This is a genomic window from Arthrobacter sp. Ld5, assembly GCF_051172775.1.
GTDB lineage: Bacteria > Actinomycetota > Actinomycetes > Actinomycetales > Micrococcaceae > Arthrobacter_D.
The window spans coordinates 240589-262920 of the sequence record NZ_JBPKBO010000024.1 but is presented as its reverse complement, the minus strand read 5'-3'; the positions used below and the strand labels follow the sequence as shown (position 1 = coordinate 262920).

Annotated in this window: 20 protein-coding genes and 1 tRNA gene; 9 read left to right on the top strand and 12 right to left on the bottom strand. The window is 70.8% G+C overall.

Annotated features, from left to right (window positions below):
* The first annotated feature begins 61 nt into the window (after positions 1 to 61).
* Entirely contained in the window at positions 62 to 1171 is a 1110-nt protein-coding gene (locus tag ACSGDB_RS14210; protein ID WP_434995518.1) for a GTP pyrophosphokinase, read from the top strand.
* A gap of 25 nt (positions 1172 to 1196) precedes the next feature.
* Here ACSGDB_RS14210 and ACSGDB_RS14205 read toward each other — a convergent pair whose 3' ends face one another.
* From ACSGDB_RS14205 to ACSGDB_RS14195, 3 genes are all read right to left on the bottom strand, one after another.
* Complete coding sequence (locus ACSGDB_RS14205; protein ID WP_434995517.1) at positions 1197 to 2708, bottom strand: carboxyl transferase domain-containing protein; 1512 nt, start codon at positions 2706 to 2708, stop codon at positions 1197 to 1199.
* Entirely contained in the window at positions 2705 to 3928 is a 1224-nt protein-coding gene (locus ACSGDB_RS14200; protein WP_434995516.1) for a CaiB/BaiF CoA transferase family protein, read from the bottom strand. Before ACSGDB_RS14200 ends, ACSGDB_RS14205 begins: the two co-directional genes overlap by 4 nt.
* Before the next feature lie 73 nt (positions 3929 to 4001).
* Complete coding sequence (locus ACSGDB_RS14195) at positions 4002 to 5366, bottom strand: SLC13 family permease (protein ID WP_434995514.1); 1365 nt, start codon at positions 5364 to 5366, stop codon at positions 4002 to 4004.
* Between the two features lie 143 nt (positions 5367 to 5509).
* Between ACSGDB_RS14195 and ACSGDB_RS14190 the strand changes: the two genes are divergently transcribed.
* Positions 5510 to 6208, top strand: coding sequence for a FadR/GntR family transcriptional regulator (locus tag ACSGDB_RS14190; protein ID WP_434995512.1), 699 nt, complete (start codon positions 5510 to 5512; stop codon positions 6206 to 6208).
* Between the two features lie 77 nt (positions 6209 to 6285).
* On the opposite strand, the gene ACSGDB_RS14185 is transcribed toward ACSGDB_RS14190, so the two are convergent.
* The 4 genes from ACSGDB_RS14185 to ACSGDB_RS14170 all read right to left on the bottom strand — a co-directional run bounded on the left by ACSGDB_RS14185 (position 6286) and on the right by ACSGDB_RS14170 (position 12288).
* Positions 6286 to 6750: an SRPBCC family protein gene (locus ACSGDB_RS14185; RefSeq protein WP_434995511.1), complete on the bottom strand. Its 465-nt coding sequence runs from the start codon at positions 6748 to 6750 to the stop codon at positions 6286 to 6288.
* Positions 6751 to 6784: 34 nt separating this feature from the next.
* Positions 6785 to 9169: a phosphoketolase family protein gene (locus ACSGDB_RS14180; RefSeq protein ID WP_434995510.1), complete on the bottom strand. Its 2385-nt coding sequence runs from the start codon at positions 9167 to 9169 to the stop codon at positions 6785 to 6787.
* Between the two features lie 40 nt (positions 9170 to 9209).
* Positions 9210 to 11720 carry an ATP-dependent DNA ligase gene (locus ACSGDB_RS14175; RefSeq protein ID WP_434995509.1) on the bottom strand — a complete coding sequence of 837 codons (2511 nt, stop codon included), beginning with the start codon at positions 11718 to 11720 and terminating at the stop codon, positions 9210 to 9212.
* A 73-nt stretch (positions 11721 to 11793) separates the two neighbouring features.
* The gene (locus ACSGDB_RS14170) at positions 11794 to 12288 is read right to left on the bottom strand and encodes an SRPBCC domain-containing protein (RefSeq protein WP_434995508.1); all 495 of its coding nucleotides are present in this window, start codon (positions 12286 to 12288) and stop codon (positions 11794 to 11796) included.
* 69 nt (positions 12289 to 12357) lie between these two features.
* On the opposite strand from ACSGDB_RS14170, the gene ACSGDB_RS14165 reads away from it, so the two are divergent.
* Both ACSGDB_RS14165 and ACSGDB_RS14160 read left to right on the top strand, forming a co-directional pair.
* The gene (locus tag ACSGDB_RS14165) at positions 12358 to 13197 is read left to right on the top strand and encodes a Ku protein (RefSeq protein ID WP_434995507.1); all 840 of its coding nucleotides are present in this window, start codon (positions 12358 to 12360) and stop codon (positions 13195 to 13197) included.
* Entirely contained in the window at positions 13194 to 13451 is a 258-nt protein-coding gene (locus ACSGDB_RS14160; protein ID WP_434995506.1) for a hypothetical protein, read from the top strand. Before ACSGDB_RS14165 ends, ACSGDB_RS14160 begins: the two co-directional genes overlap by 4 nt.
* 16 nt (positions 13452 to 13467) lie before the next feature.
* Here ACSGDB_RS14160 and nhaA read toward each other — a convergent pair whose 3' ends face one another.
* The 5 genes from nhaA to ACSGDB_RS14135 all read right to left on the bottom strand — a co-directional run bounded on the left by nhaA (position 13468) and on the right by ACSGDB_RS14135 (position 18203).
* The gene (nhaA, locus tag ACSGDB_RS14155) at positions 13468 to 14886 is read right to left on the bottom strand and encodes a Na+/H+ antiporter NhaA (RefSeq protein WP_434995505.1); all 1419 of its coding nucleotides are present in this window, start codon (positions 14884 to 14886) and stop codon (positions 13468 to 13470) included.
* Positions 14887 to 15016: 130 nt separating this feature from the next.
* Positions 15017 to 15694 carry a potassium channel family protein gene (locus tag ACSGDB_RS14150; RefSeq protein ID WP_434995504.1) on the bottom strand — a complete coding sequence of 226 codons (678 nt, stop codon included), beginning with the start codon at positions 15692 to 15694 and terminating at the stop codon, positions 15017 to 15019.
* A 7-nt stretch (positions 15695 to 15701) separates the two neighbouring features.
* Complete coding sequence (locus ACSGDB_RS14145; protein ID WP_434995992.1) at positions 15702 to 17069, bottom strand: TrkH family potassium uptake protein; 1368 nt, start codon at positions 17067 to 17069, stop codon at positions 15702 to 15704.
* A 220-nt stretch (positions 17070 to 17289) separates the two neighbouring features.
* Complete coding sequence (locus ACSGDB_RS14140) at positions 17290 to 17958, bottom strand: haloacid dehalogenase type II (RefSeq protein ID WP_434995502.1); 669 nt, start codon at positions 17956 to 17958, stop codon at positions 17290 to 17292.
* Positions 17958 to 18203 (bottom strand): DUF2630 family protein, encoded by a 246-nt coding sequence (locus tag ACSGDB_RS14135; RefSeq protein ID WP_434995501.1) that lies wholly within the window; start codon positions 18201 to 18203, stop codon positions 17958 to 17960. The genes ACSGDB_RS14140 and ACSGDB_RS14135 overlap by 1 nt, the downstream gene beginning before the upstream one ends.
* Before the next feature lie 193 nt (positions 18204 to 18396).
* Between ACSGDB_RS14135 and ACSGDB_RS14130 the strand changes: the two genes are divergently transcribed.
* From ACSGDB_RS14130 to ACSGDB_RS14110, 5 genes are all read left to right on the top strand, one after another.
* Positions 18397 to 18470: transfer RNA gene (locus tag ACSGDB_RS14130), tRNA-Val, on the top strand.
* Between the two features lie 212 nt (positions 18471 to 18682).
* Entirely contained in the window at positions 18683 to 19144 is a 462-nt protein-coding gene (locus ACSGDB_RS14125; protein WP_434995500.1) for an Hsp20/alpha crystallin family protein, read from the top strand.
* A 102-nt stretch (positions 19145 to 19246) separates the two neighbouring features.
* The gene (locus ACSGDB_RS14120) at positions 19247 to 20044 is read left to right on the top strand and encodes an SDR family oxidoreductase (RefSeq protein ID WP_434995499.1); all 798 of its coding nucleotides are present in this window, start codon (positions 19247 to 19249) and stop codon (positions 20042 to 20044) included.
* A gap of 97 nt (positions 20045 to 20141) precedes the next feature.
* Positions 20142 to 20354 (top strand): hypothetical protein, encoded by a 213-nt coding sequence (locus ACSGDB_RS14115; protein WP_434995498.1) that lies wholly within the window; start codon positions 20142 to 20144, stop codon positions 20352 to 20354.
* A gap of 212 nt (positions 20355 to 20566) precedes the next feature.
* A complete protein-coding gene (locus tag ACSGDB_RS14110; RefSeq protein ID WP_434995495.1) occupies positions 20567 to 22309 on the top strand; it encodes a GAF domain-containing protein in 1743 nt (580 codons plus the stop codon).
* The last annotated feature ends 23 nt before the right edge of the window (positions 22310 to 22332 follow it).

Below are 22332 nucleotides of genomic sequence, written 5' to 3'. Positions count from 1 at the left end.
GGAAGCGTAACGGTCACCGGGGTTGGCTACGATGAAGACTCTCCTCGGAAAGGCTGGATGCATGGGCGCGTGGGACGATCTCGACGAGCGGCTGCGCCCTGCCGTCGAGGCGCATACGCGGGAGTTCGCGCGGGTCCGGCCGGCCCTGGACCGCGTCACCGAGGCCATGCGGTCCAGCATCGCGGCGATCTTCGAGGGCTCGGACCTGAGGCCCCTGTTCGTCACGGCACGCACCAAGACGGTCGAGTCCTTCCGCGACAAGGCCTCGCGCACGCTGCCCGCCGTGGACCCCGCGGACCCGCCCGCCCTCGTCTTCCCGGACCCGATGCGGAACCTGACGGACCTCGTGGGGGTCCGCATCATCACCACGCTGCCCCACGAGGTGGACCTCGCGGCGAACCTCCTCAAGCGGCAGCGCTCCGAGTTCGACTGCCGGGGGGACCGGGAGAAGGACATCGGGTCCATCGAGTCCGGCACGTACGGCTACTCGAGCCGCCACCTCATCATGCGCACCATCCACAACGACGTCGTGCGTAGTTTCCAGCAGGCCGTGGACCCGGAGACGAAGGCCGCGGGGAGCTACCTCTTCGAGGTGCAGGTGCGCACCGTCCTGGCGCACGCGTGGTCGGAGATCGAGCACGACATCCGCTTCAAGGCGTCCAACCCGAAGGCCTGGAGCCCCTACTTCGACCGCCAGTTCACGGGGACGGCGGCCATGCTGGAGACCGTGGAGTCGGCCTTCGCGGAACTGCACGAGCGTTACGAGACGGTCACCGGGTTCTGGGACGAGGACGGCGAGGGCAGCGCCCCGCTGACACCGAACCGCATCCGCGACGTCTGGCAGACGCTGCTGCCCCACGTGGACCGGAAATCGGACGACAACTGGGGGTGGGCCGCCGAACTCCTCGCCGCGCACGGGCGGAAGACCACGCTGGAACTCGTGGACCTGCTGCAGGCGGACACCATCACCACGGTCCGCAAGGCCCTCGACCACCGGTACTCCCCCGGCCCGGACCGGCTCCTCGACGACATGCTGCTGTGGCATTACGGCGAGCGCCACATCGACCTGACGGCGGAGGCACCGGACGCCGAGAGCACCCCGCGCCGGGACAGCCTGCAGCGCCGGCACCGCCAGATGGAGATCTACCGGGCGCAGCACCCCGGCGCCTGACGCCGGGGGCGCGGCCGTGACGGGGTCAGGGCGTGCCGGCCCGGTACTTCCCCGCCCGGCGTTCCAGCCGGTCACCGGTCGGGAGGCCCTTGACCCGCCCCAGCTCGTACTCGATGGCCGCGGCCATCCGCTCGCAGAACGCCCGCCCCTCCTCGGCGGCGTCGGGCCGTTCGTCGACCACGTGGTCGACGACGCCCCGGTCCACCAGCGCGGCGACCTTCACGCCCTGCGCCTCCGCCATCTCGGGGGCCCTGTCCACGGTGCGGTGCACGATCGCGCTGGCCCCCTCGGGCGGGAGCGGCGAGAGCCAGGCGTGCTCGGCGGCGATGGTGCTGTCCGCGGGCAGCAGGGCGAGCGCGCCGCCTCCGGCCCCCTGCCCCAGCAGGACCGAGACGGACGGCGAGGCGAGCCCGATGAGATCGTGCAGTGACCGGGCGATCTCCCCGGCGAGCCCGCCCTCCTCGGCTTCCCTGGACAGGTCGGCGCCGGCGGTGTCGATGACGGTCAGCAGCGGGAGGCCCAGTTCCTCGGCGAGCTTCATGCCGCGCCGTGCCTCCCGGAGCGAGGCCGGGCCCATCACGGAGTCCTCGGGGCGTCGCGGCCGCTGGTGGCCCAGCACGATGCACGGCTGCTCCCCGAACCGGGCCAGGGCGAGCAGCAGCCCCGGGTCCTTCTCGCCCTGCCCGGTCCCGTTGAGCGGCAGGACGTCGCGGGCCCCCGCGGCGAGCAGGCGCCGGAGGTCGGGGCGCCGCCGGTTGCGCGAGATGAGGATGGACGTCCAGGCGTCGCCGTCGCCCGGGGGCACCGTGGTGGTCGGGGGCGGCGGCGGGACGCGGGTGGGGTCCGCGAGCAGCACGGAGAGCGCGGTGTCCACGATCGCGGCGAGCTGCCCGGGCGGGACGACCGCGTCGATGAGTCCCTTGTCGAACAGGTTCTCGGCCGTCTGGACACCGGCCGGGAAGGCTTCACCGTAGAGCGCCTCGTAGACGCGCGGCCCCAGGAAGCCGAGCAGCGCGCCGGGTTCGGCGACCGTGACGTGGCCGAGGGAGCCCCAGGACGCCATGACGCCGCCGGTCGTGGGGTGCCGGAGGTAGACGAGGTAGGGCAGGCCCGCCTGCCGGTGGGCCCGTACGGCGCCGGTGATGTCCACCATGGACAGGAACGCGGGCGTTCCCTCCTGCATGCGGGTCCCCCCGGAGGCCGGGCCGGCGAGGAGGGGCAGCCGTTCGCTCGTGGCCCGCGTGACGGCCGCGGTGATGCGCCGCGCGGCGGCACTGCCGATCGAGCCCGCGAGGAACGAGAACTCGGAGACGATGACGGCGACGCGCCTGCCGCGGATGAGGCCCTCACCGGTCAGCACCGACTCGTCCGCCCCGGTCTTCTCCCGGGCCCGCCGCAGTTCGTCCTCGTAGGCGGCGCCGGCACCGGGGTAGGGCGACGGGACGGGGCTGTCCCAGGAGGCGAAGGACCCGGCGTCGAGGACCGCGTCGATGAGTTCGCGTGCGGTCAGGTGCCGCGCACGGGCTTCGGCACTCACGCGTCCCTGCCGGACGACGCCAGCCAGGCGCGGATCGCGTCGCCGTCGCCGTCGAGCACCGGCGGCGCACCATGGCTGCGGAGGGTGGTCTCCGACGCACCGTCGAAGAAGCGCAGCGGCGGACCGGGCAACGCGATGCTGCCGAGCACCGGATGGTCGACGTCCAGGAGCAGGCCCTGCGAGTGGACCTGGTCCCACGCGTACACCTCGTCGAGGGTGCGCACCTTGCCGGCGGGGATCCCCGCCTCGTCGAGCTTCGCGAGCAGCGGCTCCGGGTCGTGGGCGGAGAACGCGGCCTCGACCGCCTCGATCAGCAGGTCCCGGTTCCGCACCCGGTCCGCGTTCGTGGCGAATTCGGGCCGGCCGGCGTCGAGCCCGAACGCGGCCGCGAAGGCGGCCCACAGCTTCTCGCTGCCCACGCTGATCTGCACCTTGCCCCCCCGGCAGCCGAACAGGCCGTAGGGCGCGATCGAGGGGTGGTGGTTGCCCTGCGCCCGGGGCACCTCCCCGGCCACGGTGGTCCGGGTGCCCTGGAAGGCATGGACGCCGACGACCGCCGCGAGCAGCGACGTGCGCACCACCTGGCCGCGGCCCGTCCGCTCGCGTTCCAGGAGGGCGGCGACCGCCCCGTAGGCGCCGTACATGCCGGACAGGAGGTCGGCGATGGGCACGCCGACGCGCTGCGGGCTGTCCGCATCCGGGCCGGTGACGGACATCAGGCCCGCCTCCCCCTGGACGATCTGGTCGTACCCGCTGCGCGTCGCTTCCGGCCCGTCGTGGCCGAACCCCGTGATGGAGAGGATGACCAGCCCGGGGTTGAGCTCGAGCATCGCGTCGGTGGAGAAGCCGAGCCGGTCGAGGACCCCGGGCCTGAAGTTCTCGACGACGACGTCCGCGCGGCGCAGCAGGTCGGTGAGGACGGCCCGGCCGTCGTCGCTCTTGAGATCGAGGGCGATCGACTCCTTGTTCCGGTTGCAGGACAGGAAGTACGTGGACTGGCGGTCCTCGTCCGGCCCCACGAAGGGCGGCCCCCACCCGCGGGTGTCGTCCCCGGTGCCGGGCGTCTCCACCTTGATGACGCGCGCACCGAGGTCGCCCAGCATCATCCCGGCGTGCGGCCCGGCGAGGGCCCGGCTGAGGTCGACGACGAGGCGCCCTGCGAGCGGCCCCCCGCGGTCCCCGCCGGCGGTCGGTTGCGGTGCGGTGGTCTCGGCGGTCATGGTTCCTCCGGGGGTCGGTGCGAGGTGCGTGGGATGGCGGTGCCGGGTGGCGGCGTGGCGGCGGTGGGCCGGCTCAGAGCCAGCCGGGGACCACGAGGACGAGCCAGGCGATGATCGGCCCGGCGACGACGACGATCGCCCCGTAGCCGAGGATCTGCCGGTAGAAGCGCTCCTTGTCCGTGCCCTCCGGGGCGTTGGCGAGGACGAGGGCGCCGTTGGTGGAGAACGGCGAGACGTCCACGATGGTCGAGGACACGGCCAGCGCGCAGACCACCCCGACGGCACCGACGGCGCCGGTCTCGAGGAACGGGATGGCCAGGGGGATCAGGGCCGCGAGGATGGCCGTCGACGACGCGAAGGCGGACACCACGGCGCCGATGTAGCAGATCAGTAGCGCCGCGAGGAGCGGCATGCCGAGGCTGGCGACCCCGTCGGACACGTAGTCGATGGTGCCGGCGGCCTCGAGGACGCCCACGAAGGTGAGCATGCCGCAGATGAGCAGGACGGTGGACCAGGCGATCTTGTTGACGGCCCCGCTCTGCGCCTTCGGGGAGATCAGGGCGAGGACGACGGCCACGGTGATGGCGACGAAGCCGACGTCGACGCTGAAGCCGAGGGCGACGACCGCGAGGGCGACGAGGCCGAGGATGGTGGCACCCTGCGAGACGCGGTCCTCGCGGGTCCGGGTGGCGACGGCGCCGTCGCCGGCGGGGTCGCGCGGACCGTAGGTGCCGCTGCCGGTCCCCTTGTAGGCGACGTCGCTCCGGCGAACCCCGGGGCTGACGCTCAGGCGGGCCTCCGCGGCCTCCTCCACGAACTCGGTGACGCGCGAGGACATGAGGGTGCGGCCGCCGAGGACCACGAACAGCGCGACGGCGATGAGCAGGTTGAAGATGAAGCTCGTCAGGAAGACGGCGAGCGGGCTGTACTCGAAGCCGGACTCCCCCACGATGTCGTTGACGATCACGCCGTAGACGGCGATGGGCGAGAATCCGCCGGCCTGTGCGCCGTGGACCACCATCATGCCCATGAGCAGCGGGGAGATCTTGTGGCGGGCCGCGAAGCCGAGCGCCACGGGGGCCATGATGGCGACGGCGGCGGGGCCGAGTGCGCCGACCGCGGTGATGACCGCGGTGATCAGGAACATGACCCAGGGGATGAGCGCCACCCGGTTGCGCACGAGCTTCACGGCGCCCTGCACGAGGAGGTCGATCGTCCCGTTGTTCTGGGCGATGGCGAAGAGGTAGGTCACCCCGACCAGGGTGAGGAACAGCCCGCCGGGGAACTCGGCGATGATGTCGTCGGTCTCCATGCCGAGGACGACGGCCCCGAGCAGGAAGGCGCCCACGAAGGCGAGCGCCCCCATGTTGATGGGCAGCAGGGTGGCTATCAGGAACATCGCCGCGAGGATGATGATCGATAGGAGTGGGGCGGACATCGGGATCCTCCAGTGGGCGATGGACAGGGGGCTGAGCTGTGACCTCTGTTACAGGACCACTGGCCTAGCCTGTAGGAGAGTGAGTGTCCCTGTCAATCAACGAGCGGTAACATGAGCGCACCACGACACGGGGGAGAACCAGGATGACCGACGCCGGCCCACCACCGCTCGGGCGCCTCGCGCGTCCGCGGCTGTACGAACAGCTCGTCGAGCAGCTCCTCGGCTACATCGAATCGGCGAAGCTGCGGCCCGGGGACCTCCTGCCCTCCGAGCGGGATCTCGCCGAGCGGCTCGGCGTCTCCCGGGCCACGCTCGCCCAGGCGCTCGTGGCCCTCGAGGTCCTCGGCGTCATCGACGTGCACCACGGCACCGGAGCAGTGCTGCGCCACCGCGCCAGCGTGGCGACCGTCATCAAGGGCCTGCGCGAGCACCGGAACCGCCTCCCCGACATCGTCGAGGCGCGCAGCACGCTGGAGGTCAGGCTCGCCGCGCTCGCTGCGGAGCGCCGGACGGACGGCGACCTCGCCGCGATCGACGGGGCCCTCGAGGAGATGCGGACGGAGATCGACGACGGCGGCCGCGGCGCGCACGGTGACGAGCTCTTCCACCAGGCCGTCACGGCGGCTGCCCACTCCCCGGTGCTGGCGCAACTGATGGCCTTCATCGGCGAGATGGTCCTGGAGACCCGCCTGGAGTCCCTGGCCCAGCCCGGCCGGCCGGAGCAGTCCCTCGCCTCGCACCGGAGCATCACCGAGGCCATCCGGGCGCAGGACCCGGCCGCGGCGGCCGCCGCCATGCAGCGCCACATCGAGCTGGTCTCGGACGTCGCCCTCCTGGACTAGCCGCACCGCCAGAGCGTGCGACGGCGGCCGGCCCGGGGACCGGCCGCCGACGCGTGTCCACTCGGGCGACCCGGGGATCAGGCCTCGGACACCTGCGCCGCGAGGTTCGCCAGCGTCGAGTCCAGGGCCTCCTGCGAGACCTCCGGGAAGCTCAGCTGCTTGAGGATCGCCTTGTCCGTCACGGCCGACCAGTCGTAGGTCACCGAGACCTCGGTGGAGTCCGGGCCCGCGGGCTGCAGTTCCCACACCCACTCCCAGCCCGGGGGCACTTCGCCGGCGGGAGCCGTCTTCCAGGCGAGCAGCTTGTTCGGGTCGTAGCCCACCACGTGGTTGTCCGTCTGGTAGTCGCCGCCCATCTTGTCCCAGTTCTGGTTCATGGTGAACGTCTGGCCGACGCCCGTGATGCGGTCCGACTTGCTGTCCGACTGCACCATGCCCGAGCCGTCCAGTGCGGCGTGACGGGCGGGGTTGGAGAGGAGGTCGAAGATCGCACCGGCGGGTGCGTCGATGGTACGGGTCGCGGAAATGCGGGTCTCTGTCATACGGCGTTCTCCTTCTGGTCGTGGACGACGGGTTTTACTTCGCATCGTCCGGCGAAGATTCGTCGAGCGTCCAGCCGGTGATGGACTCGAGGTCCTTCCCGGCGTCGCGCGTGTACTGCCAGGCGCGCTGCCGCTGGTCCTGGAGGTCCTGCCGCAGGCGGGCCTGGGTGGCCCCGAGGGTCGGGACGCGGTCGATCACGTCCATCGCCAACTGGAACCGGTCGATCTGGTTGAGCATCGCCATGTCGAACGGCGTCGTCGTCGTCCCTTCCTCTTTGTACCCGCGGACATGGAGATTCGCATGGTTGGTGCGCCGGTAGGTCAGGCGGTGGATGAGCCAGGGGTAGCCGTGATATGCGAAGACCACGGGCTTCGACGTCGTGAACAGGGTGTCGAAGTCGCGGGTCGACAGCCCGTGGGGGTGCTCCGAGCTGTCCTGCAGGCGCATGAGGTCCACGACGTTGACCACGCGGATCCGAAGCCCGGGGACGGCCGCCTTCAGCAGTCCGGCCGCGGCCACGGCCTCGAGCGTCGGCACGTCGCCGGCGCAGCCGAGGACGACGTCGGGCTCGACGCCCGGCTCCTCGGATCCGGCGAAGTCGAGGATGCCGATGCCCCGCGTCACGTGCAGGTGTGCGTCCTCGGGCCCCAGCCAGGTGGGCGCGGGCTGCTTCCCGGTGACGATCACGTTGATCGTGTCGCGGGTCTGCAGGCAGTGCTCGGTGACCGCGAGCATCGTGTTGGCGTCCGGTGGCAGGTACACCCGGATGATGTCCGCCTTCTTGTTCACCACGTGGTCGATGAAGCCCGGGTCCTGGTGGGAGAACCCGTTGTGGTCCTGCTGCCAGACGTGGCTGGAGAGCATGTAGTTGAAGGAGGCGATGGGCTGGCGCCAGGACAGCGTGCGGTGGACCTTGAGCCATTTGGCGAACTGGTTGAACATCGAGTCGACGATGTGCACGAACGCCTCGTAGCAGTTGAACACGCCGTGCCGTCCGGTGAGGAGGTAGCCCTCGAGCCAGCCCTGGCACAGGTGCTCGCTGAGGACCTCCAGCACGCGGCCCGAGCGGGCGAGGTGCTCGTCGACGTCCTCGATGCGCGGCTGCCAGGCCTTGTCCGTCACCTCGTACACGGCGGACAGCCGGTTCGACGCCGTCTCGTCCGGCCCGAACAGCCGGAAGTTGTGGGGGTTCTGCCCGATCACGTCCCGGAGGTAGCCGCCGACGGTCATCATCGGGCTCGCCTTCTCCACGCCCGGCCGGGAGACCTCGACGGCGTGCTCGGCGTAGGAGGGCAGCACGAGGTCGCGGAGGAGCCGGCCGCCGTTGGCGTAGGGCGTCGCGCTCATGCGGAGCGGCCCCTCCGGGGCGAGGGCGGCGATCGCCGGCTGCAGCTCCCCCGTGGCCGTGAAGAGCGACGCCGGGTCGTAGGACCGCATCCACTCCTCGAGCTGGCGGAGGTGCTCCTGGTTCTCGTGGATGCCGGACAGCGGCACCTGGTGGGCGCGCCACGTCCCCTCCGAGGGCAGTCCGTCGACCACCGCCGGCCCGGTCCAGCCCTTCGGCGAGCGCAGCACGATCATGGGCCACCGCGGCGCGGGGGCCTCCGGTGCCGCCGGTGCGGTGCGCGCCGCCGCCTGGATCGCGTGGATGCCGTCGACGCAGGCGTCGAGGACGGCAGCGAAGTCCCGGTGCGCGGCCTCCGTGGCCGAGGGATCGGACACCGTGACGAAGTGGGGGTCGTAGCCGTAGCCGTACATGAGCTGCCGCAGCTGCTCCTCGGGCATGCGGGAGAGCACCGTGGGATTGGCGATCTTGTAGCCGTTGAGGTGGAGGATCGGCAGCACGGCGCCGTCGACCGCCGGGTCCACGAAGCTGGTGGAATGCCAGCTCGTGGCGAGCGGGCCGGTCTCGGCCTCCCCGTCGCCCACCACCGTGGCGGCGATGAGGTCGGGGTTGTCGAAGACGGCGCCGTAGGCGTGGGCCAGCGCGTAGCCGAGTTCCCCGCCCTCGTGGATGGAGCCCGGGGTCTCCGGCGCCGCGTGCGAGGGGATGCCGCCGGGGTAGCTGAACTGCCGGAACAGGGCGTTGAGCCCCGCGCCGTCCCTGCCGATGGTGCTGTAGGTCTCGGAGTACGTGCCTTCGAGCCATGCGTTGGCCACGTTCGCGGGCCCGCCGTGACCGGGGCCCGTGACGAAGAGCATCTCCTGCCACCGTTCGGAGATCACCCGGTTGAGGTGCGTGTAGACGAAGTTGAGCCCGGGGGTGGTGCCCCAGTGCCCCAGCAGCCGCGCCTTCACGTCCTCACCGGCGAGTGGGCGGGTGAGCAGGGCGTTGTCCCGCAGGTAGATCTGCCCCACCGAGATGTAGTTGGCGGCCCGCCACCAGGCGTCCAGTCCCTGGATATCGAGAGTGCTCATATCTGCCTCCTTGGGTGATGCGCTGTGGATAGGGGTCCGTTCACAGTTCGACGACGACGTCGGACGGTGACTTGTCGGGGCGCCAGCCGCGCCAGACCGGATGGCGGAGCCGGCCGGAGCCGGTGTGCTCGCTGTACTGGACCTCACCCACCAGGGCCGGCCGCACCCAGTGCGCATCGGAGGCGTCGGCGTCCGGGACGTCGCCGAGGGGCGCGGTCTTCCGTGCCAGCTTCTTCAAACGGGCGCCCACCTCCGCGAGGTCGCGTTCGCTCAGCCCCGAGCCCACGCGGCCCACATAGCGCAGGTCCACGCCGTCCGGCACGGCGACCAGCAGGGACCCCACCTTCGCCGCGCGGCCGCCCCTGCCCGGACGCCAGCCCACCACGACCACCTCCTGCGTGCGCAGGTGCTTGATCTTCACCCAGGACGCCGACCGCGCGCCGGGCTGGTAGTCGCTGGTGAGGCGCTTGGCCATGATGCCCTCGAGGGCCAGCTGCCGGCTCGCCTCGACCGCCTCCCGGAGCGTGGCGTCGAGCGCCGCCGGGACCTGCACGTGACCGTCCTCCGCGTCGTCGACCGCTTTCCCGAGCAGTTCACGGCGCTGGCGGTACTCGAGGCCCGTCAGGTCGTTCCCGTCGAGTTCCAGGAGGTCGAAGAGCATGAGGCGTACGGGAGTGGCGTCCTGCCCGGCCTCGATCTCGGCACGGTGGGTCAGCTTCATGCGCGTCTGCAGGAGCCCGAAATCGGGGCGGCCCCTGGCGTTCAGCGCCACGATCTCGCCGTCGAGCACCGCGCTGTCCGCGTTGAGGTGCTCGGCGAGGTCCCCGAGCTCCGGGTAGGTGGCGGTGGTGTCCACGCCGTTGCGGCTGACCAGCCGGACCCTGCCGTCGCGGACGACGGCCAGGCAGCGCACGCCGTCCCATTTCATCTCGTACGCCCAGTCCGCCGGATCGGGGATCGCGCTCTCGGAGCCGAGGGTCGCGAGCATGGGCCGCACGGTCGCGGTCCCGTCGCCCGCGGCCCCGGACGGCGCGGGGTCGGGTGCGGCGGGACCGGTGCCCGCCTCCTGCTCCGGCGGGGGCTCCTGCGCGGGGTCGGGGGTCGGTGCCGCCTGCGCCCCGGCGGGCTGGTCCTTCATCAGGTGGATCAGCCAGTTGCTCTTGCCGCCCGGCGCACCGCCGGTGTTGATGAGTGCGTAGCGGCGGATCGCGGCGCCGCCCCGCGCCAGGCCCCCGTCCGGCCTTCCGTGGAGCGTGCAGATGACTTCCTTGCCGTCCCGCCACTTCTCCAGCTCGTAGGTCCCCGCATCCCAGATCGACACATGCCCAGCACCGTATTCCCCTTTCGGAATATCTCCTTCGAAGGAGCCGTAGTCGAGGGGGTGGTCCTCGGTCTGCACGGCCAGGTGGTTCCTGTTCGGCGTCAGCGGAGGACCCTTGGGGACGGCCCAGGAGACGAGCACGCCCTCGTGCTCCAGCCGGAAGTCGTAGTGCAGGCGCCGCGCGTGGTGCTCCTGGATCACGAAGCTGGTGCCGCCCGTCGGCCCCACCGCCTCGGGGACCGGTTCGGGGGTCTTCGAGGCGTCGCGCATGGAACGGTACGTCGAGAGCCGGTCCGCGGCGGCGCCCGTGCCGTCCCCCGTCGGTGACACAGGGTGCGTGGCGGGGGCGAGGACGTCCCCGAGTGCCTCGACGCGCTGCAGGACCTCGCGGTAGTCCAGGTGCTCCAGGCCCTCCGCCCCGAGCTCCTCCCAGGTGCGCGGCGCGGCGACGGTCGGGTGGAAGCGCCCGCGCAGCGAGTAGGGGCTCACCGTCGTCTTGTTGGCGTTGTTCTGGCTCCAGTCCACCAGCACCTTGCCGGGGCGGAGTGCCTTCCTCATGTCGCTGACGGCGAGGTCCGGGTGGTCGGCCTCGAGGGCGCGCGCGAGTTCGTGGGCGACGGCGGAGACCTGCTCGGAGGTCTGGCGACCGTCGAGGGCGCAGTAGAGGTGGATCCCCTTCGAGCCGCTGGTGACGGGGAACGGCTCGAGGCCCATGCCCTGCAGGATGTCCCGGGCGAGACCGGCCACGGCAGCACATTCCGCCAGTCCCGCGCCGTCACCCGGGTCGAGGTCCAGCACGAGGCGGTCGGGGTTCGCCGGGGTGCCGTCGGCGGCGAACCGCCACTGGGGCACGTGGATCTCGAGCGCCGCGATCTGCCCCAGCCAGGTGAGCGTGGCGAGGTCGTCGACCATCGGGTAGACGTTCGTGTGGTCCTTGTGCTTGATCGCGTTCCGTGGGACCCAGGCGGGGGCGTTGTCGTCGATGTTCTTCTGGAAGAACACCTGACCCGGGTCCTCGGGCGTGCCGACCCCGTGCACCCAGCGCTTGCGCGTCACCGGACGGTGCGCGGCGTGGTGGATGAGGTGGGGAGCCACGGCCGCGTAGTAGGCGAGGACGTCCGCCTTGGTGGTGCCGGTGGCGGGATACAGCACCTTGTCCAGGTTGGAGAGGCGCAGCGTGTGCCCGTCGACGGTGACGGTCTGCTGCCCTGCGGAGCGCGGAGGGGCCATTCCCCCAGTCTTGACCGGATGTCCGCGGTATTCCAGTCCCGCCCGGCGCAGCAGGCTCCGGGGCCCTGCGGGGTCAGTCCCCGAACTGCCGCCGGTAGCGGGCCACGTAGGTGTCCCACAGTGCCGGGTCCTGACCGAGGCTGCGCCTGTTCAGGAAGTCGTCGAGGCCCGCGATGGTGAGGTGCCAGCCGGCCGCCATGGTGGCCGAGTGGCGGGGGCTGCCCGGGGTCAGGAACAGCACGAGCTGCGTGCCGTTCTCCGCGGTCCGCGTCAGCTCCCAGCGGAGGCTGTCGCGTTCCCAGGTGTAGGCGAGCACCGACGGCCTCTCGGCCTCCAGCACCGTCCCGCGGAGGGGCTTCTGGTCGGCGAAGCGGAACAGGATCTCCTCGTCCTTGCGCGGCTCGAACTCCATCTCGCACGGGAACCAGTACTTCAGCTTGTCGACCTCGGTGAGGTGCTTCCACAGCACGGTCGGCGGGAACGCGAACTGGAACTCCAGGCGCAGCACGGTCCCGCCGTCGTCGCTGGTGGTCTTGCTGACGATGGGCTCTACGGTCTCGGAAGTCACACCCCAAGTCTAGGGGTGGGCGGAGGGCCTGCTCTGGCCCGGCCGGCCGGGCTGGTGTTCACTGGACCCATGAGAGCCATCTGGAAGGGTGCCGTCGCGTTCGGACTGGTGAACGTGCCGGTCAAGGTCTACAGCGCCACGGAGGACCACGATATCTCCCTGCACCAGGTGCACGACAAGGACGGCGGCCGCATCCGCTACCAGCGGCGCTGCGAGGTGTGCGGCGAGGTGGTGGACTTCAAGCACATCGACAAGGCGTTCGACGACGGCGAGCACACGGTGGTGCTGACGGACGAGGACCTCGCCGCCCTGCCTGTCGAGAGGAGCCGGGAGATCGAGGTGGTCGAGTTCGTCCCGAGTGACCAGATCGACCCGATCATGCTCGATCGCGCCTACTTCCTGGAGCCCGACGGCAGCTCGACCAAGGCCTACGTCCTGCTGCGGCGCACCCTCGAGGAGACGGACCGCACCGCGATCGTGCAGTTCTCCCTCCGCCAGAAGAGCCGCCTCGCCGCCCTGCGCGTGCGGGGCGAGGTCCTGATGCTCCAGACGCTCCTGTGGGACGACGAGGTGCGGGAGGCGTCCTTCCCGTCCCTCGAGGAGAAGGTGCGGATCTCGGCCAAGGAGCGGGAGATGTCGGCCGCCCTCGTCGACTCCTTCTCCACCGACTTCGACCCGGAGAACTTCACCGACGAGTACCAGGTGCAGCTGCGCACCCTGATCGACGCGAAGATCGAGAAGGGCGACACCCTCGACACCGAGGAGACGTTCGGCGGCGCCAGGGGCGACGACGACGGCGACAACGTGCTGGACCTCATGGAGGCCCTGCGGCGCAGCGTCGAGAAGAACCGCGAGAAGAAGACCGGGTCCGCGAAGGACTCCGGCTCCTCCAAGAAGAAGGGTGCGTGATGGGGTACTTCACCGACAGCCTCGGCCGCCAGACGGTCGCCCAGAAGCCGAACGCCCCGATCCTGGGGTGGGCGGTGCTCGGCGCGGCGTCCTTCCTGGCGCTCGACGAGCGGAACCGCGAGCGCCTGCGCCGGGCGAGCACCGTGTGCCTGGCCGTCTGGGCCGTGCTCGAGCTCGTGTCCGGCCGGAGCGGTTTCCGCCGCACCGCCGGCGCCGCCACGCTGTCCTGGCTGTGGCGGCGCGCGAACGCCTGACCTAGCTGGACTGCACCTAGCGCTGCTCGAAGACGTCGGGCACGCCGTCGTTGTCGGCGTCGATCTTCTCCTGTTCCTCGATCTCGCGGTACCGCTTGTTCCGCCGGCGCAGCAGCGCGGCGGCTGAGAGGGCGGCGATCAGGGACCCGGCGAGGATGGCGACCTTGGCGTGGTCGTCCTCCGGGGAGCCCTGGCCGAAGCCGAGTTCGCTGATGAGCAGTGACACCGTGAAGCCGACGCCCGCCAGCAGTGCGACTCCGACGATGTCCACCCAGGCGAGGTCCGGGTCCAGGGTCGCCTTCGTGGTCTTCGTGACGGCGAGGGTGGCGAGGAGGATCCCGACGGGCTTGCCGATGACGAGTGCCACCATGATGCCGACGGCGATGGGATCGGTGACCGCACTCACGAGTCCTTCGAAGCCGCCGATGGCCACCCCTGCGGAGAAGAAGGCGAAGACCGGCACGGCGAAGCCCGCGGACAGCGGGCGGATGCGGTGCTCCAGGGTGTCGGCCAGCCCGTCGGGCTGCACGTCGTAGGTCTTGGCCGGACCGTCCGCCGGTTCGGCGTCGACGGATGCTGCCGGGTCGTCGAGGTCGGAGGCCTTCACGCCGCGCGGGAGGACGGGGATCGCGAAGCCGAGCAGGACGCCCGCGACGGTGGCGTGCACCCCTGATTCGTGCACCAGGGCCCACACCACGAAGCCGATCGGCAGCAGGATCAGCCAGGGCGCCCAGGCACGGCGCTGGAATAAGGTGGGGAAGCGCTGGGCGAGGAAGGCGAAGACCGCCAGCGGGACGAGCGCGATCAGCAGGGGCGGCACGGAGATGTCCTCCGAGTAGAAGAACGCGATGATGCTGATGGCCAGGAGGTCGTCCACCACGGCCAGCGTCAGCAGGAAGATGCGCAGCGAACTGGGCAGCGAGGAGCCGACGACGGCGAGGACGGCCACGGCGAACGCGATGTCCGTCGCCGTCGGGATGGCCCAGCCCCGCAGGGCTTCGGGGCCCGCGCTCAGCGTGATGGCGACGTACACCAGGGCGGGCACGACGACCCCGCCGATGGCCGCGGCGACGGGCACGATCGCGCGGTCGAACTTGCGCAGGTCCCCGGCGACGAACTCGCGCTTGAGCTCCAGGCCAGCGAGGAAGAAGAAGATGGCGAGGAGGCCGTCCGCGGCCCAGGTCCCGACGCTCAGTTCGAGGTGCCAGGGCTCGTAGCCGAACCGGAAGTCGCGGACGGCGAAGTAGGTGTCCGCCGCGGGCGAGTTGGCGAGGATCAGCGCGAGCACCGTCGCGAGGAGGAGCAGACCTCCGCCGACGGTCTCCTTGCGCAGGATGGCGGAGATGCGCAGGTGTTCGGGGTAGCTGTTGCGGCTGAAGACCGTCGCGCCGCGGGGCGCTCCGGGCGGACTGGACGGTGCGTGGTGGGAGGTCATGGGTCTCCTGGAATCGGGGTCGCTCGTCTGAGCGCCGACCAGACTTCCCGGCTCACCAAGATGACAAGCCTAGCGTGCGGGCCGGACGGCCCGCCAACAATGACGCCGCCTCACGGGCCTTGCGCTGTGCTCAGACGAGGGAGCTGAAGAGTTCGGCCCTGCCGGTCGGTCCCGCCACGATGATCTCGTCGTCGTCGTAGAGGGTGGTCGCGGGGGTGGTGTGGTCCCAGGTGCCTCCCCTACGCTTCACAGCCACGACGGTCACGCCGTGCCTGGCGCGGATCCCCGACGTGCCGAGATCGCGATCCCAGTATTCACGCGGCGGACGGGTCTTGACCATGGCGAAGTTGTCCTCGAACTCCACGTAATCGAGCATCGTCCCCCGGACCAGGTGGGCCACGCGCCTGCCCATGTCGTGTTCGGGCCGGATCACCCGCTCCACCCCCAGCTGCGAGAGGATCTGCGCGTGCGGCTCGCTGATCGCCTTCGCCCAGATGGTCGGCCGCTCGAAGCGCAGCAGGATCGACGTGGTCAGGATGCTCGCTTCGAGATCGCTGCCGATCCCCACCACCACGCGGTCGAAGTCCGGCAGCGACAACTGGCGCAGGGCGTCCTCCTTCGTGGTGTCGGCCCGCACCACGTGCGTGAGCCGGCCGTTGTAGGCCTGGACGACGTCGGCGTCGTCGTCGATCCCGAGCACCTCCGTCCCGGCCTCCTCCAGTTCGAGGGCGAGGGCTCCGCCGAACCGGCCGAGGCCGATGACGGCGACGGAGTCCGCGACGGCGTCAGCGCGTTGGGAGGAGAACATACGTTGCCTAGCCAATGAGGGGCCTTTCCTTCGGGTACTCGTAGTAGAGGGGTTTGGAGCGCAGCGCCAGGGCGGACGCGAGCGTGACCGGACCGAGCCGTCCCGCGAACATCACGAGGATCAGGACCACCTGGCCTGCGGGCGGGATGCCGGCCGTGATGCCCGTGGAGAGGCCGACCGTCCCGAAGGCGGAGATGACCTCGAACAGGATCCGGTCGAGGCCGAAGTCGGTGGTGACCATGAGGAACATCGTCGCGCAGGTCACGAGGCCGACGGCGAGCAGGACGATCGAGATGGCCTGCCGGTGCGTGGAACGGGGCAGGCGCTTGCCGAAGACGTTGACGGCGGTGCCCCCGCTGATCTCGGTGTAGAGGATGAAGAACAGCACGCCGAACGTGGTGATCTTCAGGCCCCCGGCCGTGCCGGCGGGACCGCCCCCGATGAACATCAGCACGTCCATGGCCAGCAGGGTGACCGGGTCCAGATGTGCGAAGTCGACGCTGTTGAAGCCGGCCGTGCGGGTCATCACGGACTGGACGAACCCGGCGAGGATCCGCTCCTGCGGCCGCAGGGCACCGAGGGTCGCGGGGTTGGACCACTCGACGAGGGTGATGAAGACCGTCCCGAGGACCAGGAGCAGCAGCGTGCCGCTGAGGACCAGTTTGGTGGTCATGTGCCACTTCCGGGGGTACCGGTAGTGGCGTCGAAGCTCGAACAGGACCGGGAAGCCCAGTCCTCCGACGATGACGGCGGCGCAGATCGGCAGGCAGATCCAGGGGTCGCCCACGAACCCGATCAGGCTGTCGCTGAACAGCGCGAAACCGGCGTTGTTGAAGGCGGACACCGCGTGGAAGATCCCGAGCCACACCGCATCGGCAAGGCCGTGGTCGTAGTGCAGCCAGAAGCGCGCGGTGAGCAGCGCCGCTGTCGCGGACTCCACGACCAGGGTGATCCGCAGGACCCCGAGGAGCACCGTGCGGACATCGCCGAAACCGACGCTCTTGGTCTCCGCCGCCGTCGAGATCCGTGAACGAAGGCCCATCCGGCGGGCCAGGAGCACTCCGAGGAGGGAGGCGAAGGACATGATGCCGAATCCGCCGACCTGGATCAGGCCCAGGATGATGACGTGGCCGGCGCCGGTCCAGTAGACCGGGGTGTCGACGACGATCAGGCCGGTGACGCAGACGGCGGAGGTGGCCGTGAAGAGCGCCTCGAGGAACGTGGCGCCTCCGTCGCCGACCTTCGAGCCCGGGAGCATCAGGAGCGCGGTGCCGACGAGGATCGCCGTGCCGAAACCTAGCGCGATCACCTGGGCGGGATGGCGGGGGCCGAGCCGTTCCAGCCAGAGGGCGGCAGCGGGCGCGGCGCGACGCAGGCGGACTGCCGCGGAACTGCGGAACTCCCGGAGCGGCGCGGTGAGTGACGTGATGGGGATGCGCCTGGCCTTCGGGAACGGACTGGCGCGGACGGTCCGCGCCAGTCGTCCAGTCAACCCGACGATCGGCTGCCGAAACGGCCTCTTTACGCTTTCTTGATGTGCGACGAGGCAGGGCAGGCGCTGCTGTCGCGGCAGCCCGGAGCGGGAGGGGTCTGCGTCAGTCGGCGAGGAGGCCGGGCAACTCGGTGATCGTCGACACCTCGTGGTCCGGGCGCGTCATGACGGCCGGGTACGGCGCTCCGGCGCGGTTGAGCCAGACGGTGCGGAGACCGGCACGGGCCGCGCCGTGGATGTCCCACGGGTGGACCGCGACGAGCACGACGTCGTCCGCCTCGCGCTGGAGCTCCCGGAGGGCGTAGGCGTAGGACTCCGGTGCGGGCTTCCATCGCGGCGCGTCCTCGACGGACAGGACGCGACCGACGTCGCCGCGCACGCCCGCCCGTTCCAGGAGGGATGCCGCGGTCGCGGCGGCACCGTTGGTCAAGGCCGCCAGTTCGAACCCCCGGCCGGCCAGGTCGCGGAGCCCGTCGACGACGTCCGGGTGGACCGGCAGCTCCTTCAGGCTCGCCATCAGGTGGTCGACGGCGTCCCCGGGGTCCCGGTTGAGCCGCTGCCCCGCGAGGACCGTACGCAGGGCGTCCTCGGCGATCTCCCCGAAGGACGCGTTCCGGCCGGTGGCCGTGAGGGCGAAGCCGTCACGGAGCACGGAGGCGAACCAGAGGGCGGCCAGTTGCGGCGGAGCGCCCACCTCCTCGAAGTGCTGGGGCATGCGTCCCAGATCGGACAGGGTCTCGTTGACGTCGAACAGGACGAGGGGCAGGGCCATTACTGGCGGTACCCCTCCACCTGGCTGACGGGCTGGGCCTCGGCGTCGGTCGGGTCTTCTCCGGCGTCGGCCTTCGCGCGGCGCCGGCGCAGCAGGTCCCAGCACTGGTCGAGGTCCTCCTCGACCTTCCTGAGGCGGGTCGCGTGGTCCTGCTGCCCCGCTCCGGCGTCCTGGGACTGTTCACGGAGGTCGTGCTCCTCCTGGACGAGTGTCTGGATGCGCTGCAGGATGTCCTGGTTGTCCATGGTGCTGTCCCTTCTGAGTGGTGCCCGGCCCGCGTCGATAATGCTCAGCAGGCTTTCCTTCAGGCTACTGAGGTGGTCCCGCGAAGACCAGCGCGATGCCGGGCGGAAGCCGGGGCGCGGTGGCTCTGCGGGCCGCGTGAGCGGGGGAATTTGGCGGGGGGCGCGGATGGCCTAAGCTATGGGAGAACCAATTGCCTGTGTAGCTCAGTCTGGTAGAGCATCCGCTTCACACGCGGAAGGCCCGGGGATCGAGGCCCCGCGCAGGCACTGAGGATCAGCTGGAGACAGCACCACGAAAAGGCTCGTACCGCTCCGTCGGGACGGGCCTTTTCCGCGTCCGGGATTTCGTTCTGGGCGAACGCCCACCCCTTAGCACTCACCGCGACCGAGTGCTAACATTTTTCGTAGTTGAGCGGAGGACGCTCAACTCTCGACACACCAACCACCTGCCGGTGGCATCAGCGAAGGAGTTGTTTCCCGTGGCCATGAAATTCGATCCTTTCCGCGAGCTGGACCGTGTGACCGGCGCCCTGATGGAGGGCCGCTCCGGGCTGCGCCTCATGCCGATGGACCTCTACCGCGAGAGGGACCACTACGTCCTCTCCGCGGACCTCCCGGGGATCGACCCGGGATCCGTCGACATCGACGTCGACGGCCAGCTCCTCACCATCCGCGCCGAGCGCACCCTGCGCAGCGCCGAGGGCGTCAAGTGGCTGACCCGCGAGCGCGAGAGCGGTTCGTTCCTGCGCCAGCTCAACCTCGGCCAGGGCGTGGACACGGAGGGCATCTCCGCCCGTTACGAGAACGGTGTCCTCAGCGTGACCATCCCCGTCATCGAGCGCGCGAAGCCCCGCAAGATCGAGGTGATCAGCGGGGAATCGGCCGAGGCGGTCCGCTCGTCGACCTCCGGGACCGCACCCCAGGGCGCCGTCGACGCGTAGCCCCGACCACCCGGAGTACCCCCGGACGCCCGTCCGGGGGTACTCCGCGCCCGATCGGCGGCCGGCTTGCGCGCCCGGCGCCCGGGTGCGAAAGATGGGCACATGGACTTCACACCGAGCAAGGCAATCGTCACCGGCTCCGACTCCGGCATCGGCCGCGCGACCGCCATCGCCCTCGCCGCGGCGGGCTGCGACGTCGGCATCACGTGGCACTCCGACGAGGAGGGAGCCGAGGAGACCGCGCGGTTCGTGCGGGAGAAGGGCGTGCGGGCCGCCGTCGCGCAACTGGACACCACGGACGCGCCGGCGTGCGGCGACGTCGTCGACCGGCTCGCGCAGGAGCTCGGCGGCCTCGACGTCTTCGTCAACAATGCCGGCGTCAACGGCGGCACCATGTTCATGGAGACGGACTGGGACACGTGGCGCGGCACCTTGGGCGCCAACCTCGACGGCGCCTTCGTCTGCCTGCAGCGCGCGGCACGGCACATGATCGACGGCGGACGGGGCGGGCGCATCATCGCCGTCACCAGCGTGCACCAGGAGCAGCCCCGCGTGGGCTCCGCCGCATACGACGCCTCCAAGCACGGCCTCGGCGGCCTCATCCGGACCATCGCCCTCGAACTGGCGGATCGGGGCATCACCGCCAACGCCGTGCTGCCCGGCGAGATCAACACGCCCATGAACGACTCCGAGGAGCAGGACCCGCACTCCATGGACCGTCCCGGTATCCCGCTCGGCCGCCCCGGCGCGCCCGAGGAGATCGCCGACGTCGTGGCCTTCCTGGCCTCCGGTGCCTCCAGCTACGTCAACGGGGCATCCTTCGTGGTCGACGGCGGCATGCTCCTCATGGGCCCGCAGGCGGGGTCGCACCTGACGAGCGGGGGCTGGCGGACCCTGTGACGGGGGCGGGAGTGGCCCGATTCTTCAGCGCGCATTCACGTGCCGTTCAGGACGCGCGGCTAGCGTGGGATCCCCGGACCCTCCCGAAAGGCCCACCATGAACACCCCGTCCCCCACCACCGATGCCGAGGTCCAGGACTGGTCGGGCTTCCGGCGCGGCCAGCACATCACCCTCCACCACGCCACGGGACCCCAGCTCCGCGGCGTCCTGGACATGAGGACCGACGACGTCCTGTGGATCCTGCTGGACGACGGCGGCGGGCGCCGGCTCGTCCACCGGGCGGACGGCTACCGCCTCCGTCCCGCCTGACCCGACACACCCGCTGACGCTGTCGGCGGCGCTGGGTGATCCAGGGTGCGCTGACACGATGACACCCCAGCAATCGGGCTGGTGCCCTGCACCCGGGAACCCTCGCTATTGATGAGCAGGTTTGGTATTTTTGGGCCGCGATCATGCGGCCGACCGTCGTGTGTCCTTTCGGGTCACCGGTCGGCGGGTCGCTTCATGGGAGGGGGCCCGGAGTGTGGCGTGAGCCGTTGCGTCGTCGGACGCGGGAGCTGTTCCGGGACTTCATGGACCGGGCCGAGGACCTGCTGGTCGTCCAGGAACACCTCGAGGGCCTGCTGGAGGCGGTGGTCCTCCTCACGGAAGACCTCAGCCTCGAAGCGGTCCTGGACCGGGTGGTGCGCTCCGCCTGCGACCTCGTCGATGCCCGGTACGGCGCCCTGGGGATCATGGGCGAGGACGGGCAACTCAACCATTTCGTCACCGTCCGGCTGGACGAGGAGGTGGCCCGGGGCACCGGAGAATCCCCTGGCGGCCAGGACGCGGCAGGGCGCCCGAGCCAGGATCCGACCCCGCCCGAGCCCCTCGACCTCGACCTCGACCTCGACCTCGACCTCGATCTCGACCAGCATCCCGCCTCACCGGGGTTCCCTGTGGGCAGCGCGGCGCTGTCCGAGGACCAGGCCACACTGTCCTCGTTCCTGGACGTGCCCCTCCAGGTGCGGGACAGAGTCTTCGGAAACCTGTTCCTGGCGAAGAAGCGCGGCGGGTGGGACTTCACGGACGAGGACGAGGACCTGGCCGCCGCCCTCGCCGCGGCGGCGGGCCTGGCCATCCAGAACGCGCGCCTGTTCGAGGACAAGACCCGGCGTCAGCAGTGGCTGGAGGCGGGCATGAGCGTCAACGAACACCTCACGACCCCGCCCTTCCCCCAGCACGCGGGCGGCCTGGAACTCATCGCCGGCCAGGCCCGGAACGTGTCAGGGGCGGCCCTCGTCGTGGTGGCCACCCCCGGCCCGGACGGGGCGCTGGTATGCACGACATCGGTCGGAGCGCCGGCCATCCCGACGGGGCAGAGGATGCCGGGCCCGGCCATGACGACCGTCCTGCAGACGGGGCAGGGGTTCCGGGCACGGGATCCGAGGGACGTCTTCGACGCGGACACCGCTGCGGGGCTCGGGCCCGTCATGATCGTCGCGCTCGGTTACCAGGCAACATCGAACGGGATCCTGATCATCGCCCGGCAGGAGGGCGCCACCCCGTTCTCCGCAGCCGACCTCGAATCAGCAACCGTGTTCGGCACACAGACCGGCCTGGCCCTGGACCTCTCCCGCGCCAACCGACGCCAGGAAGAACACGCCCTCTCCGCCGATCGTGACCGGATCGCCCGGGACCTGCACGACCGCGTCATCCAGCGCCTCTTCGCCACCGGGCTGAGCCTGCAGGCGCTCCGCCGCTACACGGGCGTCCCGGACGCCCAGCAACGCATCACGACCATGACCATGGAACTGGACGAGACCATCCGGGAGCTGCGCGACACCATCTACTCGCTGCAGTCCGACCGGGTCGACGGCGCGTTCCTCACCGATCTCATCGCCCACACGGTCCGCGAAGGAACCGCAGGCACGAGCATCATCCCGGACCTGCAGTTCATCGGGCCCGTGAACCGGGCCGTCCCCGCCGACGTGAGCGATCATCTGCTGGCCGTTCTCGCCGAAGGGATCAGCAACACGGCCCGGCACTCCGGCGCCACTCATCTGAGCATCAGCGTCAGCGCGCAGGACGGGACGGTGGAGGCACTGATCGCCGACGACGGGCGCGGTTTCGCCAACCCGGACCGCACCAGCGGGCTCGCCAACCTGCACCACCGGGCCAACGCCGTCGGCGGAACCTGCACGATCGACAGCACCCCCGGCCACGGCACCCGTATCCACTGGAGCGCCCCCACCAAACGACCCGCCCCGGAAACCACCGCCTGACACGACCGACCACGGTCGGGCCC